This is a genomic window from Staphylococcus sp. HMSC063F05 (genome assembly GCF_001837075.1).
Taxonomy (GTDB): Bacteria; Bacillota; Bacilli; order Staphylococcales; family Staphylococcaceae; genus Staphylococcus; species Staphylococcus epidermidis.
The window spans coordinates 20,488-37,929 of the sequence record NZ_KV831309.1; the positions used below are offsets into that span (position 1 = coordinate 20,488).

Below are 17,442 nucleotides of genomic sequence, written 5' to 3' on the forward strand. Positions count from 1 at the left end.
AGTTAAACTGATGATTGAGAGATGTGCTTTTATAAATCAAGTTGTATTTGTTTTAAATGTTTTCCTATAACAATGAGATACAATGGTACATCAGCTTTAAGTTGAATGGGAGATAATTCTATATTTCCTTGTGCATACTGTACTAAATAAACGTGTTGCTGATCTGAAAAACGAACAAACCCTTTGACACGGTAAACATCTTGAGGCAAGTTATCTAACGCACTAATCATTTCTTCTTTTGTTTGTAGCCTAGGATTTTCAATGAATTGATGATTTATATTACTATGCAAAGTGCCACATGCATTTGAATTTATATGTGTGGGCTCTAGCAGTGATTTTAAATTTAATTCTCCAAATTGACCAACTTGAATATTGGCATCGCTATTGAGACGCTCGAGTTGACGTAGCAAGCGGGCGGTTTCTTCCACCTCTATCTTATCTATTTTATTAACAAATAAAGTCGAACAATGACGAAGTTGTTCATAAAATAGAGCTGCAATGTCTTGTGGATAAGATTTAATTCGTGAATACATGCTTGCATCAATAATTCCCACCATACTCCTTAAAGTGATAAAAGGTGCAAGTACGGGTGTGAAGCATGCATCGACGACAGCTAGTGGTTCAGCTACACCACTGCATTCAATAAAGATGATATCTGGTTGATATTTTAAGTATAGTTCATGTAGTTGTTGTGATACGTCTGATTTCATCACACAACAAATGCATCCTTCAGTGATTTCACTCATAGGTACTTCAGGACGTTCTATAAGTTGGCCATCAACACTTCTTTTTCCAAATTCATTCATAATAACAGCAGGATTTAAGTTGTTTTCAAGTGCATCAGCGATTAAATGATTTATTGCTGAGGTCTTGCCACTTCCTAAAAAACCACCGATAATAATGATTTCCATAACATCACTCCTAAGTCTGAAATTTTAGTTATGCTTAACATTGCTATGACTAGTATGGTGACGCAAATTGTGGACGATACCATTTGTTTCATTATCATTTTAATTCCTAGAATTGAACCGAGTCGACGCATGAGCATAGTCATTGTTACTGAACATGCTGTAAATGTTGAACTAAAAAAGACTAGCAACAATAATTGGAATGCGGAAAGTCTTTGAATTAAAGTACCGCCATTCATATTAAACAACAACATCCCATCCTTACGTATCATTGAAAACAGAATACCTGGTGCAAGCTGTGTAGGTACATCTAGTAGCCATAATAAAGGTATGAATGCATTTGATATAAAAGTCAAAATAGGCGTAAGAGACAATAGACTTACAATAAGGCAAATTCCTATAAAAATAGGTAAGGCTTGTACAATAAACATTTGAATACTTTTCCACGCTGCTTTTAAGAGTAGGTTTGGTTTAGGCCAACGTACGAGTTGTCGTTGAAAAACTGATGGTGTTGTTATAGATGTTCGGTGACTATACCACAGCTTGTTATGTATGATTCCTCCTAAGAAAACCATGCCTATGTATGGCAAAAACAACCAAGAGCGGTGGCTTGCGTTGAATATCGATAATGTCGCACCAATTTGATAACTACATGCAGTTCCGAAACTTACCAAGCTCATACATTGTACTTTTGTACAACGATGACATTGATGTGTAGCTTGAGTAATGGCAGCAGCATTACAACCAAATCCTTCTAACAAGGGTATGATATCTGATCCATGAAGACCAAGTCTCATCATCGTAGGTTCGATAGACCAAACGATATAATGCTTTAAATGAGTTATATCTATAAGAGCTGTAGATAAACTAATCATGAAAACAACTGGTAACGCCCAGACGAATGAATATGTACCTAAAGAAATGACACCATAATGACCGAATAAAATATGTTGTAGCTTATTTTCTTGAAATAATGATATTTGGGATAGTTTAGTTAACCAGTGTGACACGTAGTATTGTAATCCGTCTGAAACGTGATAAGACAAGTAGATGGGTAAAGCAAACATAAGTACAATAAAGCACCATCCACAAATAATATTGTGAAATTGAGGATGGTATGCTTTGCTCTCCTTAACAAAAGTCTCTAACTTTTTAATCATATTTAAACTATGGAGTGGAGATGAAAGAATAGCATGTTGTAATGAAATATCTAATTGATGTTTGATAATGTAACGTTTTAATAAAGTTTGCTGACTGGGAGTTAATTTGTCATAGTCTTCAATTAAAAAGTAATGTGCATCATCTGGAATGTCAGTAAACGTCCCATCACGTAAATTAAAGGTTACTTTTAACATGTGCAATTCACATCACAACAACTATAATCGTCTAGAAACATATTTTTTTGACGATATGACTGAATTAAAGACGTATCTTCAGGTAAGCCTTCGCGTAGGCTTACTATGCGTGCTAATACTGCAAAACGTGCTCTGAATTTATATATATAACAAAGAATGGCATTTTGATGACGTACAGTCGCCCCAATTAAAAATACATTAGGAAACTTTGTAGATTCGTCTAATTCTGTTAATTGAACTTCTGATTGTCGTACTTGAAATAGTTGTTCTATTAAAGGGTTTTGGGTAACATCAAATCCAGTTGCGATAATCGGTTCAGTATGAGAGTGAACAATATGTCCATTATCAAAATGTATCTTATAGGAATGGTTTTGATATGTTATTTTGCGTGCCTGGTAGCCAACATGCATTTCGATTAATGCACCCTCTTGTATAGCGTTACGCAATCGCTGTTGAGTATACGGTGATAATCTTATACTTGGGTCTGCATCTTCCTTTTTAAGTCCAGTTTTAGATGTATATATTGATATTCTTGCGCCTGTTTGACTAAGGTTTATGGCTGCATCAAAAGCACTCTCATTACCACCAATGATTGTAAAAGCATCACCTTTTAATTGAGTGAATGTTTGAATTTCACTGTAATGAAGTCCATATGAAAAAGGATGATATGGGAATGAATAGTCTCCAGTTGCTATAAATATATAATCTGCTGTATACACGCCATAGTCCGTTGATACATGATATATACCATCTATGTATGTTACACGTGAAACATTGGTATTTGTTTTGACATTTAGATTGTAATGCGTAGCTACTAGTGAGAGGTATTCAGCATAACGTTTTCCAGATAAATGTTCTTCATTGAAAGTGAAGGCAGGTGATGTATCTTTAGCTATTGCATTCATATCTGGCATGCCAAAACCATTAGTTGTAAATGATGGTGTGATGGTCTTTGTTGATAGAGGCCAATGTTTAAATGAATGACCGATGGTTCCCTTTTCAACAATTAGAACATCTTTAATATTGAATTCTTGTAAAGTGATTGCCATACCCACACCAGCGGCTCCTGCGCCGATGATGATGATGCGATGATGAGACATGATAGTACATCCTTTCTGAATTTATTTCTGAAAAACGTAATTATTACGATTTAAAAGTATAGCGATAATGCTATTACTTTTCAAATGAAAAAGTAACAGTAGTTTATGCAACTGCGTGATTATATTGTGCATAAATGTATCAAATAGAAAACTTTTGCTTTTTTCAGACTTTTTAGAGATTAAATATTACCGTTGACAATAATAAAAAATAATGTAAATATTAAAGCGTAACAATTTCGATTTAGGAGATGTACACATGTATAAAAAAGGTTTAATTTTATTTTTTGTAGCAGTACTAACATTGGCACTTGCTGCTTGCGGTAAAGATAGTCATAATCAGTCATCTGATCATAAAGGAAAATTAGATGTGAAGACAACAGTCTATCCACTTAAATCATTTGCACAGCAAATTGGTGGTAAATATGTAAATGTTGAATCGGTTTACCCTAAAGGCGTTGATCCACATACATATGATCCAAGTCAAAAACAAATGGTAGATATTGGGAAATCAGACTTATTCTTATATACTGGTGATAACTTAGATCCCGTAGCTAAGAAAATCGCTAAAGCTATAAATGATAAAGATAAAACACTATCACTAGAATCGACTTTAGATAAAAATAAAGATTTATTAAAAGGCGAAGAACATGAACATGAGCACGGAGAAGGTCACGAACATGGTGAATCACATGAAGATGAACACGAACATGAACATCATCACCATGGAAAATACGACCCACACATTTGGTTGGATCCTGTAGTAAGTCAAAAATTTGCTAAAGCGATTAAAGATGAATTGATTGAGAAAGATAGCAAACATAAATCTTATTATGAAAAGAATTACAACCAACTAGTTAAAGAGTTAAAAGACTTAGATAAAGATATGAAACATGCTGTGAAAGGTAATGAAGATAAAACTGTTTATATTTCACACGACTCTATAGGTTATCTAGCTGAACGCTATCATTTTGAACAAGAAGGCATTGAAAATATGAATGCGGAAGAACCAAGCCAAAAAGATTTAACAAATATTGTTAAGCAAATTAAAGAAGATAAAGTGAAAAATATTTTAATAGAAGAAAATGTATCTCATAAAGTAGCAGATACGGTAAGAAAAGAGACAAATGCTAAAACAATTAAATTTTACAATATGGGATCACATACAAAACAACAAGATGATGACAACAATACTTACCAATCATTTATGAAAGAAAATATTAAAGCTATTGAAAAAGCCCTACAAAATGAATAAATCTATTTAAAATATAAAAAAGACGACATCAAAGAAACATTGACAGAAATGATATGTTCAGATGTGGAAGTATTTTCGTTTGACTGAGTTGATTACTTGGGAATGTTAAAGGCTGTCAACTCTAGTTAGTTTTGTGAGAGTGGAATAAAGAATTCTGTATGGATTCTGTTCCACTCTTTTTTTATTAAAAAGATTCAAAGAAGCATAATTTAAAAGAGTAAAATTTATTCTTTGATTAATATTTGATATAATTGTGAACATTTAAATAAGCAAAAACCAAATATTTGAAATTATGTTAATGTAAATGTAGATATTAAAGTAATCATTTTTATTTAAAAGTAGATTTTAATTTTTATATACATATTAGCGTTGTGGAATAGGTGGAAAGGGGGAGTCAAAAGGTGAAAACGCTAATGATTAAAGCAATGGGGACGGTGATACGTTTATCGATTGAACATCAACATCCGGATACATTACTTCAAGAAGCTGAAATAAAAATTCGTGCTTGGGAATCACAATTTAGTGCTAATGATCCGAAATCAGATTTGATGAATGTGAATCAACATGCAGGTATCGCACCAGTCAAGGTTAGTTCTGAAATCTTTAACATGATACGTTATGGTTATGAAACTACATTATCTTCTAATTTTAAGATGAACATTTTGATAGGGCCACTAGTCAAATTATGGAAAATTGGTTTTAAAGATGCATTGAAACCTAAAGAAGTGGATATACAACGTGCTTTATTGTGTATGAATCCTGAAAATCTTGTTCTAAATTCAAAAACACATGAAGTATTTCTTACACAATCAGGAATGGAGATTGATTTAGGAGCCATAGTTAAAGGTTATTTTGCTGATCAATTACAGCAATACTTTTTATCTCATGGTGTATCTTCTGCCATTATCGATTTAGGTGGTAATGTTTTAACAATTGGTAGACAACCCGAAACATTAGAAAAATGGCATGTAGGTGTACGTAATCCATTTCATAAGGATGCACTACCACTCGTTACATTAAGCGTAGCGCATCAATCAGTTGTCACATCAGGTATCTACGAACGCTACTTCATACAGGAAAATCAATTATTTCATCATATATTGGATTCAACAACAGGTTATCCTGTAGATAATGATATCGCTAGCGTGACAATCATATCTGATCATGGGATTGATGGCGAGGTATGGAGTACAATTTGTAGTTTTGGTCAGTCACAAAAAAATATTGAATTATTAAATCTCATTGACGGTATTGAAGGCATTATTGTGACAAGAGATGGAAGCGTTTTAATGACTTCGAAAATGCAAAAGTATTTATAAAAATTTAAAGAATACTCATGAAGAGTATTTTATTTTTAAGTAATAATGTGAAAATATTCACAAAAAACTAGGAGGATTTGCTATGAGTAAGGAAATATTCGATACTTTTAAATTTAAATGTGGTGCCGAATTAAAAAATAGAGTATTAATGGCACCCATGACTATCCAAGCTGGGTATTTTGATGGAAGTGTTACATCAGAAATGATTGATTATTATCAATTTAGAGCTGGTGATGCTTCAGCAATCATTGTTGAAAGTTGTTTTGTTGAAAATCACGGACGAGGATTTCCGGGAGCTATAGGTATTGATAATGATGACAAAATACCTGGACTCAAACGTTTAGCAGAAGCGATTCAAGCTAAGGGATCAAAAGCGATTTTGCAACTTTATCATGCCGGAAGAATGGCAAATCCTAAATTTAATGAAGGAGAGCAGCCGATATCTGCGAGCCCCATTGCAGCATTAAGACCTGATGCTGTACCACCTAGAGAAATGACACATGCTCAAATCAATCAGATGATTGATGACTTTGGAGAGGCTACACGTCGCGCTATAGAAGCGGGGTTTGATGGTGTCGAAATTCATGGCGCCAACACATACTTATTACAACAATTTTTCTCTCCACATTCTAATCGGAGACAAGATTCATGGGGAGGCAGTCGTGAAAAACGTACACGATTTCCAATCGAAGTTTTAACAAAGGTTCAACACGTCGTTGCTGAAAAAGAGGCTTCTCATTTTATTATAGGATATCGATTCTCACCTGAAGAAATTGAAGAACCAGGCATACGTTTTGAAGATACTATGTTTTTACTAAATACATTAGCAGAATATGAACCTGATTACTTCCATATATCAGCAAACAGTTATCAACGTACATCTATTGTGAATCAAGAAGATACAGAACCTTTAATTAATAAGTACATCAAAATGCAAAGTGCACAGTTGGCAAAAATTCCATTAATTGGTGTAGGTAGTATTGCCCAACGACAAGATGCAGAACATGCCCTTGAACTAGGATATGATCTTTTAAGTGTTGGGAAAGCCTATTTAGTGGAACCACAATGGACAGATAAAATTTCACAAAACGAAGAAGTAGAACAATTTGTCGATATACATGATCAGAAAGTACTTCACATACCATCCCCTTTATGGAAAGTAATGGACTTTATGATTTTAGATAAAGAAGAAGAGCATCGTAAATATGAAAAATTAAAAGCACTTCAAAATAAAAAAGTTAAATTTAACAAAGGTACGTATCATGTCTATGCAAAAGGTCATAATGGCAACTTACCTATGAAAGTCCAATTATCAGAAGATAAGATTGTAAGTATCGAGGTAGATGATAGCGGAGAGTCTGAAGGCATAGCGAACCCAGTGTTTGAACGTTTACCTCAAGATATTATCAATGGGCAAACACTGAATGTAGATGTCATTTCAGGTGCGACAGTAACAAGTGAAGGCATCGTGCAAGGTATTGCAGATGCAATTGAACAAGCAGGAGAAGACCCAGATATTTTACGGGCGCGTCCTAAACCAGTTGTTCAGTGGTCTGATGAGGTCGTTGAAGAGACGACTGACGTCGTTGTGATCGGTACAGGAGGTGCCGGACTCAGTGCAGCTGCTACGGTATTAGATGAAGGAAAAGAAGTCATCATGCTTGAGAAATTTGCGGCTATAGGTGGCAATACTATCCGTACAGGTGGTCAAGTCAACGCTGCTGAGCCTAAATGGCAAAATGCATTCCCGGCACTTGCTGGTGAAAAAGAGACACTCATACAGTTATTAAATCATGATGAAAATGATATAGATGAAGCTTACATTGAAGATTTCAATACTTTAAAACGTCAAATTAAAGACTATCTTGAAAATAGCAGTAATGAAGATGAATATCTTTTTGATTCTGTCGAATTACATCGTATTCAAACATATTTAGGTGGTAAACGTAAAGATCGTAATAATGTCGAAATATCAGGTGATTATGATTTAGTTAAAACACTCACAGATAACGTTTTGGAATCTGTATACTGGTTGAAAGACAAAGGTGTACATTTTGATCGTTCGTTTGTAGATATGCCTGTGGGTGCTTTATGGCGTCGTGGTCATAAACCAATGAAAGCACAAGGTTTAGAGTACATTGAAAATTTAGGAGACTACGTTAAACATAATCATGGTCGTATTTTTACAGAAACTACTGCAGAAAAGTTAATCAAAGAAGGTAATCAAGTTGTTGGTATTGAAGCACGTAAAGCAAATGGTGCTAAAGTGAAGATTCATACACGTCATGGTGTAGTGTTGGCTACTGGTGGCTTTGGAGCGAATACAAAAATGCTACAACAATATAATACGTATTGGGATAATATTCCTGATGACATTAAGACAACGAATTCTCCTGCAATTACAGGTGATGGTATCCGTTTAGGTGTGCAGGCAGGCGCTGACATCGTAGGTATGGGATTCTCTCAAATGATGCCGATTTCTGATCCGAAGACAGGTGCATTATTTACTGGATTAATTGTAACACCTTCAAACTTTGTCTTCGTTAATAAGGAAGGACAACGTTTTGTTAACGAATTTGAAAGTAGAGATGTATTATCTAAGGCAGCATTAGAACAAAAAGACGGTATCTTCTATATTATTGCAGATGCAAATATTAAAGCACTAGCTATGAATACAACTGAGGACAAAATTAATCAAGAATTAGAAGACGGCACTTTAGTAAAAGCAGATACCTTAGAAGCATTAGCCCAAAAATTAAACATTGATACAACTACTTTTGTGAACACGATTGAAAGATATAATACCTTCGTAGAACAAGGACAAGATGAGGATTTCAATAAAAATGCATTTGATTTAAAAATTGAAAAAGCACCATTCTATGCGACACCACGTAAACCTGCAATACATCATACTATGGGTGGTTTAAAAATAAACACGCATGCACAAGTTATAGATGTTGAAGGTCATATCATTGAAGGTTTATATGCGGCTGGTGAAGTTGCCGGTGGTATTCATGCTGGTAACCGTTTAGGCGGAAATGCACTGGCAGATATTTTTACTTTTGGTCGCATTGCCGGTCAAAGTGCTGTAACGAAATAAATGACGGAAGAGTAGGAGGCCACTTACGATGAGCGAACAGTTTAATAAAGGGAAACAACTAATTGTAGCGATTATATTAGGGATTCTCACATACTGGTTATTTGCACAGTCTTTTTTGAATATCGCACCACATGTTCAACGTTTTTATCATGTAGATATGAGTATTGTTAATATTGCGGTCAGTCTGACATCACTCTTAACAGGTGTATTTATAGTCGTAGCAGGGGGATTATCTGATAAAATAGGTCGAGTTAAAATCACAAATGCAGGTCTAATATTAAGTATACTTGGCTCTATTGCATTGATTATCTCGCATGCACCAATTTTATTATTATTAGGGCGTGTTTTACAGGGCTTATCTGCTGCATGCTTACTTCCAGCAACCATCGCGTTAATTAATTCTTTCTTCCAAGGTGAAGAAAGACAAAAGGTGCTTAGTTATTGGTCATTCGGATCCTATGGTGGAACAGGGTTAGCATCCCTATTTGCTGGAATTATAGCTACATTTATTGGATGGCGATGGATTTTCGTGTTGTCAATCATCTTTTCAATTATCGCCTTAATATTGCTTAGAGGTATACCAGAATCTAAAGATGAGTCTGCATATAATAAAAAATTTGATATCGTTGGAATCATTATTTTTGTTGTCATGATGTTAAGCATTAACGTAGTGATTACGCAAGGAGATAGAATTGGATGGTTAAATCCTCTTATATTGATATTAATTGCTATATTCATTGTGACATTAATTGCATTTTATATATTTGAAAAACGTCAAGATGAACCTTTTATAGATTTAAGTTTATTTTCAAATAATGTTTATATTGGAACAACATTAGCCAACTTGATGGTGAACATGGATATTGGTTCATTAGCATTATTTAATATTTATGTTCAAGACGATAAACATCTATCAGCTGCACAAGCCGGTTTAATTACAATTCCATATATGCTGTGTAGTTTGTTAATGATTCGTGTTGGTGAACGTTTTATGCAAAAAAGAGGACCGCAATTGCCATTGATGTTAGGTCCGGTATCAATTACTGTTGGTATTATACTTTTAGCATTCACTTCTTTGCCTAATATGATTTATTATATTGTGGCATGTATTGGCTTTATCTTTATAGGTCTAGGATTAGGATTTTTTGCTACTCCCGCGCTATCTACTGCTGTATCTAATGTTCCAGCTGAAAAAGCAGGTACTGCATCAGGAATTATCAAAATGACTTCTACACTAGGTGCAGCATTTGGTATCGCTGTTGTGACAACAATATATACGGCATTATTTGTAAATCACCCGCCATATTTAGCAGCTACCATCGCATTTATCGTGGGTGCAGGTTTAGTGTTTATCGCATTTATTGCGGCGTATTGTTTAATTCCTAAAAAGAATGTAGATATTTAAAAGGTATATTGTTGCAGTAAAAAGCAGTGTTAGTAATTTGAAGTTGTATTTAATAATGCATAAAAACAACAACTTTTCGACAAATATATAAACAACATTTGACATTTCCCAATCTTATTACTACCACCATGTTTAAAGGGTAGATGATAAATAAGGAGGAAGATAGATATGAGTAAAACAGCAATTATAACAGGTGCAGCAGGTGGATTAGGTAAAGGTATTGCAGAACGTCTTGCTAACGATGGGTTTAATATAGTACTACAAGATATTAATGAAGCACTTCTATTAGAAACTGAGAAAGAATTCAAAGAAAAAGGTTATCAAGCTGTCGCATACAAGAGTGATGTATCTAAAAAGAAAGAACAGGAAGAATTAGTTCAGTTCGCAGTTACAGAATTTGGTCAATTAGATGTCATGGTGAATAACGCAGGTGTTGATGCAGTGACGCCAATTTTAGAAATTGGTGAAGAGGAATTATCTAAGTTATTTAATATTAACGTATTTGGTACATTGTTTGGAATTCAAGCAGCTGCTAACCAATTTATTAAACAAAAAAGTAAAGGTAAAATTATCAACGCATGTAGTATTGCAGGACATGAATCTTATGAAGTACTCGGCACTTACTCAGCTACAAAACACTCTGTACGTTCCTTCACTCAAACAGCTGCTAAAGAATTAGCAGACAAAGGCATTACCGTAAACGCTTATTGCCCAGGAGTTGCCAAAACTGAAATGTGGGATCGTATTGATGAAGAAATGGTGAAACTTGATGATAGTCTAGAAATAGGAGACGCGTTTGAAGCATTTTCTTCAGAAATCAAACTTGGAAGATATCAAGAGCCATCAGATGTTGCGAACTTAGTATCATTCTTAGCTTCAAATGATTCTGATTATATTACAGGCCAATCCATTTTAACTGATGGTGGATTAGTGTACAGATAAGTTAGACACGATAAATAAATGTGTATAAAATTTATTAAGGCTTGCCTTTTCAATCGAGAAATATACGACGAAAGGGCAAGCCTTTTTGATGTTAAATATTGATGAAGTGATGGAGTGAAAGTACAGCTTAAGATTTCGTATTATCAGCTAAGGCATTTGCATATTTTTTAAAAGACCAACCTTTATTTTCTAAAATATCATGATAAAAAGGATTTTGACCTATAACTTTAATATCATCTGCTAGTGCTTCAACTTCGTCTAAATGATGTGTCGTCATGATGATTAAACATTGATCGGTCATTTGTTGTAATAAGTTGTGAATATCATATCTTGATTCTAAATCAATGCCTTCTGTTGGCTCATCTAGAATAAGTATTTTAGGCCGACTAAGTAGACCTATCATAATATTGACTTTACGTTTATTTCCCCCAGAAAGGTTAGATACTTTCACTTTTGTATCAGTAAAGTTTAATTGTGATAAATAAGAATGAAGTGTTTCATCTGAAATAGGATTTTCACAAAGTGACTTGAAAAACTCAATGTTCTCCATGACAGTCATATGCTCGAATAGTGCGATGTCTTGAGGGACATAGCCTACAATATGACGTATTCGACGTCTTGACAAATATTGATTGAAGTATTGAATACGTCCTTCGTCTGCATTCTCAATACCTGCAATTAAACGCAATAATGTAGATTTTCCAGCACCATTTTCACCTAATAAAATAGTAATTTTATGATTTTGAAATTGCATATCTAGGGAATCGAAAATATGCTTCTTTTTATAGCTTTTGGAAACATTTTGAATATCTATCATTGAATATGACTCCTTTATAATTGAATCCATAAATATATAATACCTATCGCTACCGTATAAATAATAGCCATGAATATACGGTGACTAAGAACATTAATTTTAAAAAGTAATAAAGCAATACCTGCCTCATAAAATAAAACTATAATCAGTGTTTTTAAGTAGAAAAGAATGCTTAATGGTTGATGCATTAAAAGGCTAATCATCAATAGCATGAGCATCAGTATGACCACATGTACACTGATATAAGTCAAGTATAGTTTAAGTTGACTATAAGGTACCAAATATAATCTTTCGAGAGGTGCGTTCTGTTTAAGACGTTGATGTAATAGGATTTGGATAACACTTACAAAGATGACGACAACAAATACAATGCCAATTGAAATGGATTGATGAGCATGTTTATTGATAGCTACACTTTTTATTTTAGATTGAGGTGTATGCGAATAATAAGATTGTTTCACTTTATTCTATTAATTGAAAATAATTATCATTTATATTGACAACTGCATGTGCCTCGTTTAATATAATTTTCAAATCGTAACAATTACGATTTGTTTTATACAATTGTTTTAAGTTATTGATTTTTATGAGGTTAATCATTTTTATTAACAATTTAATTTAAAAATTCACATTAAAAAGGAGTGTTTTATGCAACGTCAAGTGGTCGAATTTTCAAAATATAATCCATCTGGGAATATGACAATTCTTGTTCATTCAAAGCATCAACCGAGCGAATATGCTGCGATTGCACATCAGTTGATGGCGACAACACACGTGTGTTGTGAACAAGTAGGGTTTATTGAATCAGTAAACTATGAAAATGGGGATAACTATCACTTGGTAATGAGTGGAAATGAATTTTGTGGTAATGCGACTATGTCTTACATTCACTATTTAAAAGAACGTTTATTGATACAGCATCAACAATTTCAATTAAGAGTTTCGGGATGTTCTCATCCTGTAGAGTGTAAAGTTCATTCGCAACATTATGAAGTGACTATGCCAAAAGTACATCAAGTTAAGGAAAGATTTGTGAAATTAGGGGAACAGCAGTTTAAAGCATTTGAAATTAGCTATGATACATACATTCACTATGTGATGATGTGTGATGATGTAGATTTGGCAATAAAACAGTGCGTGGAAGATTTTGTCAGTGCGCAAACATGGCATCGACAATTTAAAACAATTGGTGTCATGCTTTTTCAACAAGATAAACAATTCATATATCCACTGATACATATACCTGCAATAGATAGCTTAATCTGGGAAAATAGCTGTGGTTCAGGAGCGGCTTCTATCGGTGTGTTGGTTAATTATCTAACAGATCATGATATTCAAGATTACCTAGTTAACCAACCCGGAGGCAGTATTATTGTCTCATCCAGAAAGTCTGGACAAAATGAATATCAAACAACGATTAAGGGTCAAGTTTCAACTGTCGCAACAGGACAAGCATATATAGAACAGGAGACAATGACGCAAATATGAATGAGCATACAAAAATAGAGAACCAATTACAATATTATTTAGAACAATTTACGTACTTACATCAACTCGTTTTGGAAGATAGTCGGCATATTGTTGATTTAGAAAATTTGATTGATGAATACAGTCAATGGATACTTCAACCTTTGGCAGAGCATCATTATTTAACATGGAATGATTTAGAAACAAAAATAAGCTTTACCAAGAAGCTTCAAGAGGTATCAGCAAAGTGTGTGAAACAGGTAGAAGTCATTCGCGCACAACGTTTGTTGAATGGTAGGGCCTCCACGTCAGGTTATTTCGAAAATATAGAGCATTGTATTAATGAAGAATTCGGAAGATGGCAAATTGGACAAAATGACAAGTTGTTACTGATTGGGTCGGGTGCATATCCTATGACATTAATTCAAGTTGCTAAAGAAACTGGCGCTGCGGTCATTGGTATAGATATAGATTCGGAAGCAGTTGATTTAGGGCAACGTGTCGTCAATGTACTAGCTCCAAATGAAGATATCGTTATTAGTAATCAAACAGTTGATCAATTAGAAGACATCCAATCTGTGACTCATATTATTTTCAGTTCGACGATACCTATCAAATATGACATTTTGAATGAACTTTACACATTGACGAATGATGAAGTTGTTGTAGCTATGCGATACGGTGATGATATGAAAGCATTGTTTAATTATCCATCTCAAGCAACTGACGAAACACAATGGCGATGTGAAGAACTACAAACACGACCGAAGCAGATTTTTGATATTGCACTTTATCGTAAAGTGGCATCAAAAGTTGGTGTTGAACATGTCTAAAATATTAATGGTTGGTAGTGGACCGGTCGCTATTCAACTTGCTCGACTATGTAACTTACATGGGGAACATATGGTTGATATGGTGAGTCGCGTTCATGCATCAACCAAATCTAAGAGAGTCTTTGATGCGTATCATCGTGACGGCTTTTTTTCAGTAATGACTCAAAATGATGCACATCGGTGTTTTTCAGGTAAGTTTACGGTTAGACATTTTTTTAAAGATGTTAAAGATATTACGCAATATTATGACATGGTGATTTTAGCATGTACTGCTGATGCGTATCGACCGATATTACAGCAATTATCTAAGTCCACATTAAAACGTATTAAACAAATTATCTTGGTCTCGCCAACATTAGGATCACATATGCTTGTTAAGCAAATACTATCAGATGTTCATTGTGAAGGTGAAGTGATTTCGTTTTCCACTTATCTAGGCGATACCCGAATATTTGATAAAGCACAACCGCATTGTGTCCTAACTACACGAGTTAAATCAAAATTATTCGTAGGTTCGACTCATTCTCAGTCTATTACGTTGTATAAGCTTAAGTCTTTATTCGACTATTTGAATATAGAATTAACAACGATGGACACACCGCTACATGCGGAGATACATAATAGTTCACTTTATGTACACCCACCATTGTTTATGAATCAATTTTCATTAAAGGCGGTATTTGAAGGAACGAAAGTGCCAGTATACGTATATAAGCTATTTCCAGAGGGTCCAATTACAATGACCTTAATACATGAAATGCGATTAATGTGGCAAGAAATGATGATGATATTAAAAAAATTAAAGGTACCCTCGGTCAATCTCCTGAAGTTTATGGTGAAAGAAAATTACCCTATACGTGATGAGACCATGCGCGAAGTTGATATTGAAAGCTTTGAAAATTTATCAGCTATTCATCAAGAGTATCTACTTTATGTGCGATATACAGCAATTTTAATCGATCCATTTTCTAATCCGGACGATCAAGGTGCATATTTTGATTTTTCTGCCGTACCATACAAACATGTTGATACTGATGAACAAGGAGTTATACATATACCACGCATGCCGAGTGAAGATTATTATCGTACTTTGATGATTCAAGCAATTGGAAGAGCATTAAACGTTGCAACACCGATGATTGACACATTGTTATTACGTTATGAAACTACCGTTAAACAATACTGTGATACACATTTACATCAACAACTATCAAAGCAATTCGAATTACATCATTTTAAACAGGATTTAGCGTTAGTGACGAACTACTTAACTTTTTATAAATAAAAAACGTAATAATATAAGTTTACATATTTTCGAAAAGAAAGAGGAAAACAATGAATAAACTCACAAAACTAAGTACAGTCATTTTTGTATCTGGGATTATTTTAGCCGGTTGTGGAAGTAACAAAGAACTAACAGAGAAAAAAGAGAATAAAGTATTATCATATACAACTGTCAAAGATATTGGAGATATGAATCCCCATGTTTATGGAGGTTCAATGTCCGCAGAGAGTATGATTTATGAGCCGTTAGTTCGCAATACCAAGGATGGTATTAAGCCATTATTAGCGAAAAAATGGGACATTTCACCTGATGGTAAAACATATACGTTTTATTTAAGGGACGATGTATCTTTTCATGATGGTACGAAATTTGATGCAGACGCAGTGAAGAAAAACATCGATGCAGTACAACAAAATAAGAAACTACATTCATGGTTAAAACTTTCAACACTGATTGATGATGTCAAAGTTAAGGATAAGTATACGGTACAACTACATTTGAAGGAAGCTTATCAACCTGCGTTAGCAGAACTAGCTATGCCACGACCATACGTTTTTGTATCGCCTAAAGATTTTAAACACGGTACAACCAAAGATGGTGTGAAATCATTTGACGGTACAGGACCATTTAAAATGGGTGAACACAAAAAAGATATATCTGCAGAATTTAATAAAAATAATCAATATTGGGGAGAAAAGGCAAAGTTAAATAAAGTAGAAGCAAAAGTTAAACCTGCTGGAGAAACAGCATTTTTATCAATGAAAAAAGGAGAAACCAACTTTGCTTATACAGATGATAGAGGTACAGACAGCTTAGATAAAGATAGTTTAAAACAATTAAAAGAAACCGGAAGCTATCAAGTAAAACGTAGCCAAGCCATGAATACAAAAATGCTTGTTGTTAATTCTGGTAAGAAAGATAGTGCAGTCAGTGATAAAGCAGTCAGACAAGCATTAGGTCACATGGTAAATAGAGATAAAATAGCTCAAGATATTTTAAACAAGCAAGAAAAGCCAGCCACACAACTATTTGCTAAAAATGTGACAGATATAAACTTTAATTTACCAACAAGAACATATGATAAGAAAAAAGCACAAGCGTTATTAGATAAGGCCGGATGGGTGCTTTCAAAAGATCGACAAGTTCGTCAAAAAGAGGGCAAAGATTTGAATCTTAAGTTGTATTATGACAAAGGCTCTTCCAGTCAAAAAGAACAAGCTGAATTCTTAGAGGCAGAATTTAAGAAGTTAGGTGTACAACTAGATATAAACGGAGAAACGTCAGATAAAGTAGCTGAACGTCGTAGTTCTGGTGATTACGATCTAATGTTTAATCAAACATGGGGGCTATTATATGATCCTCAGAGTACATTAGCAGCATTTAAGACGAAAACGGGATATGAAAGTGCAACATTAGGTATTAAGAATAAGTCACAACTGTACAAAGATATTGATGAGGCGTTCAAAATTCAAGATGCAAAGGCACGTTCAAAAGCGTATCAGCAAATTTTGAAACAAGTTGACGATGAAGGTGTCTTTATTCCAATTACTCACGGGAGAATGACTGTTGTTGCACCTAAAGATTTACAAAAATTATCCTTTACACAATCACAATATGAGCTTCCATTTAATGAAATGCAATATAAATAAAGGAGCGTCG

Annotated in this window: 14 protein-coding genes; 9 read left to right on the forward strand and 5 right to left on the reverse strand. The window is 34.2% G+C overall.

From position 1 onward, the window contains the following. Window positions 1–29 precede the first annotated feature (29 nt). Genes HMPREF2576_RS01085 through HMPREF2576_RS01095 form a run of 3 tightly spaced genes read right to left on the reverse strand, consistent with a single transcriptional unit; the run spans window position 30 to window position 3,363 of the window. A complete protein-coding gene (locus HMPREF2576_RS01085; protein WP_002437714.1) occupies window positions 30–911 on the reverse strand; it encodes a CobW family GTP-binding protein in 882 nt (293 codons plus the stop codon). Beyond that, window positions 881–2,263, reverse strand: a complete 1,383-nt coding sequence (locus HMPREF2576_RS01090; RefSeq protein ID WP_002500541.1) for a nucleoside recognition domain-containing protein — start codon at window positions 2,261–2,263, stop codon at window positions 881–883. The genes HMPREF2576_RS01085 and HMPREF2576_RS01090 overlap by 31 nt, the downstream gene beginning before the upstream one ends. Next, window positions 2,257–3,363 carry an NAD(P)/FAD-dependent oxidoreductase gene (locus tag HMPREF2576_RS01095; RefSeq protein ID WP_038398934.1) on the reverse strand — a complete coding sequence of 369 codons (1,107 nt, stop codon included), beginning with the start codon at window positions 3,361–3,363 and terminating at the stop codon, window positions 2,257–2,259. Before HMPREF2576_RS01095 ends, HMPREF2576_RS01090 begins: the two co-directional genes overlap by 7 nt. A 256-nt stretch (window positions 3,364–3,619) precedes the next feature. Between HMPREF2576_RS01095 and HMPREF2576_RS01100 the strand changes: the two genes are divergently transcribed. From HMPREF2576_RS01100 to HMPREF2576_RS01120, 5 genes are all read left to right on the forward strand, one after another. After that, complete coding sequence (locus HMPREF2576_RS01100; protein ID WP_002437720.1) at window positions 3,620–4,615, forward strand: metal ABC transporter solute-binding protein, Zn/Mn family; 996 nt, start codon at window positions 3,620–3,622, stop codon at window positions 4,613–4,615. A gap of 413 nt (window positions 4,616–5,028) precedes the next feature. Beyond that, window positions 5,029–5,934 carry an FAD:protein FMN transferase gene (locus HMPREF2576_RS01105; protein WP_002456311.1) on the forward strand — a complete coding sequence of 302 codons (906 nt, stop codon included), beginning with the start codon at window positions 5,029–5,031 and terminating at the stop codon, window positions 5,932–5,934. 82 nt (window positions 5,935–6,016) lie between these two features. Next, window positions 6,017–9,034, forward strand: a complete 3,018-nt coding sequence (locus tag HMPREF2576_RS01110; RefSeq protein ID WP_002470547.1) for an NADH-dependent flavin oxidoreductase — start codon at window positions 6,017–6,019, stop codon at window positions 9,032–9,034. A gap of 28 nt (window positions 9,035–9,062) precedes the next feature. After that, window positions 9,063–10,439 (forward strand): MFS transporter, encoded by a 1,377-nt coding sequence (locus tag HMPREF2576_RS01115; RefSeq protein WP_070856367.1) that lies wholly within the window; start codon window positions 9,063–9,065, stop codon window positions 10,437–10,439. 168 nt (window positions 10,440–10,607) lie between these two features. Beyond that, window positions 10,608–11,381: an acetoin reductase gene (locus tag HMPREF2576_RS01120; RefSeq protein ID WP_002469273.1), complete on the forward strand. Its 774-nt coding sequence runs from the start codon at window positions 10,608–10,610 to the stop codon at window positions 11,379–11,381. A 127-nt stretch (window positions 11,382–11,508) separates the two neighbouring features. Here the strand turns inward: HMPREF2576_RS01120 and HMPREF2576_RS01125 are convergent, their stop codons facing one another. Then, the gene (locus tag HMPREF2576_RS01125) at window positions 11,509–12,198 is read right to left on the reverse strand and encodes an ABC transporter ATP-binding protein (protein WP_002469275.1); all 690 of its coding nucleotides are present in this window, start codon (window positions 12,196–12,198) and stop codon (window positions 11,509–11,511) included. A 14-nt stretch (window positions 12,199–12,212) separates the two neighbouring features. Next, a complete protein-coding gene (locus tag HMPREF2576_RS01130) occupies window positions 12,213–12,659 on the reverse strand; it encodes a hypothetical protein (RefSeq protein ID WP_001832584.1) in 447 nt (148 codons plus the stop codon). 187 nt (window positions 12,660–12,846) lie between these two features. On the opposite strand from HMPREF2576_RS01130, the gene cntK reads away from it, so the two are divergent. The 4 genes from cntK to cntA are packed head-to-tail and all read left to right on the forward strand — an operon-like array spanning window position 12,847 to window position 17,432. Continuing rightward, on the forward strand, window positions 12,847–13,686 hold the full coding sequence (gene cntK, locus HMPREF2576_RS01135) for a histidine racemase CntK (protein ID WP_002469282.1): 840 nt from the start codon (window positions 12,847–12,849) through the stop codon (window positions 13,684–13,686). Further along, a complete protein-coding gene (gene cntL, locus HMPREF2576_RS01140; protein ID WP_001830574.1) occupies window positions 13,683–14,498 on the forward strand; it encodes a staphylopine biosynthesis enzyme CntL in 816 nt (271 codons plus the stop codon). The genes cntK and cntL overlap by 4 nt, the downstream gene beginning before the upstream one ends. Then, window positions 14,491–15,783, forward strand: coding sequence for a staphylopine biosynthesis dehydrogenase (gene cntM, locus HMPREF2576_RS01145; protein ID WP_002501888.1), 1,293 nt, complete (start codon window positions 14,491–14,493; stop codon window positions 15,781–15,783). The genes cntL and cntM overlap by 8 nt, the downstream gene beginning before the upstream one ends. Window positions 15,784–15,833: 50 nt before the next feature. Then, a complete protein-coding gene (gene cntA, locus HMPREF2576_RS01150) occupies window positions 15,834–17,432 on the forward strand; it encodes a staphylopine-dependent metal ABC transporter substrate-binding lipoprotein CntA (RefSeq protein ID WP_002487799.1) in 1,599 nt (532 codons plus the stop codon). Window positions 17,433–17,442: the final 10 nt, after the last annotated feature.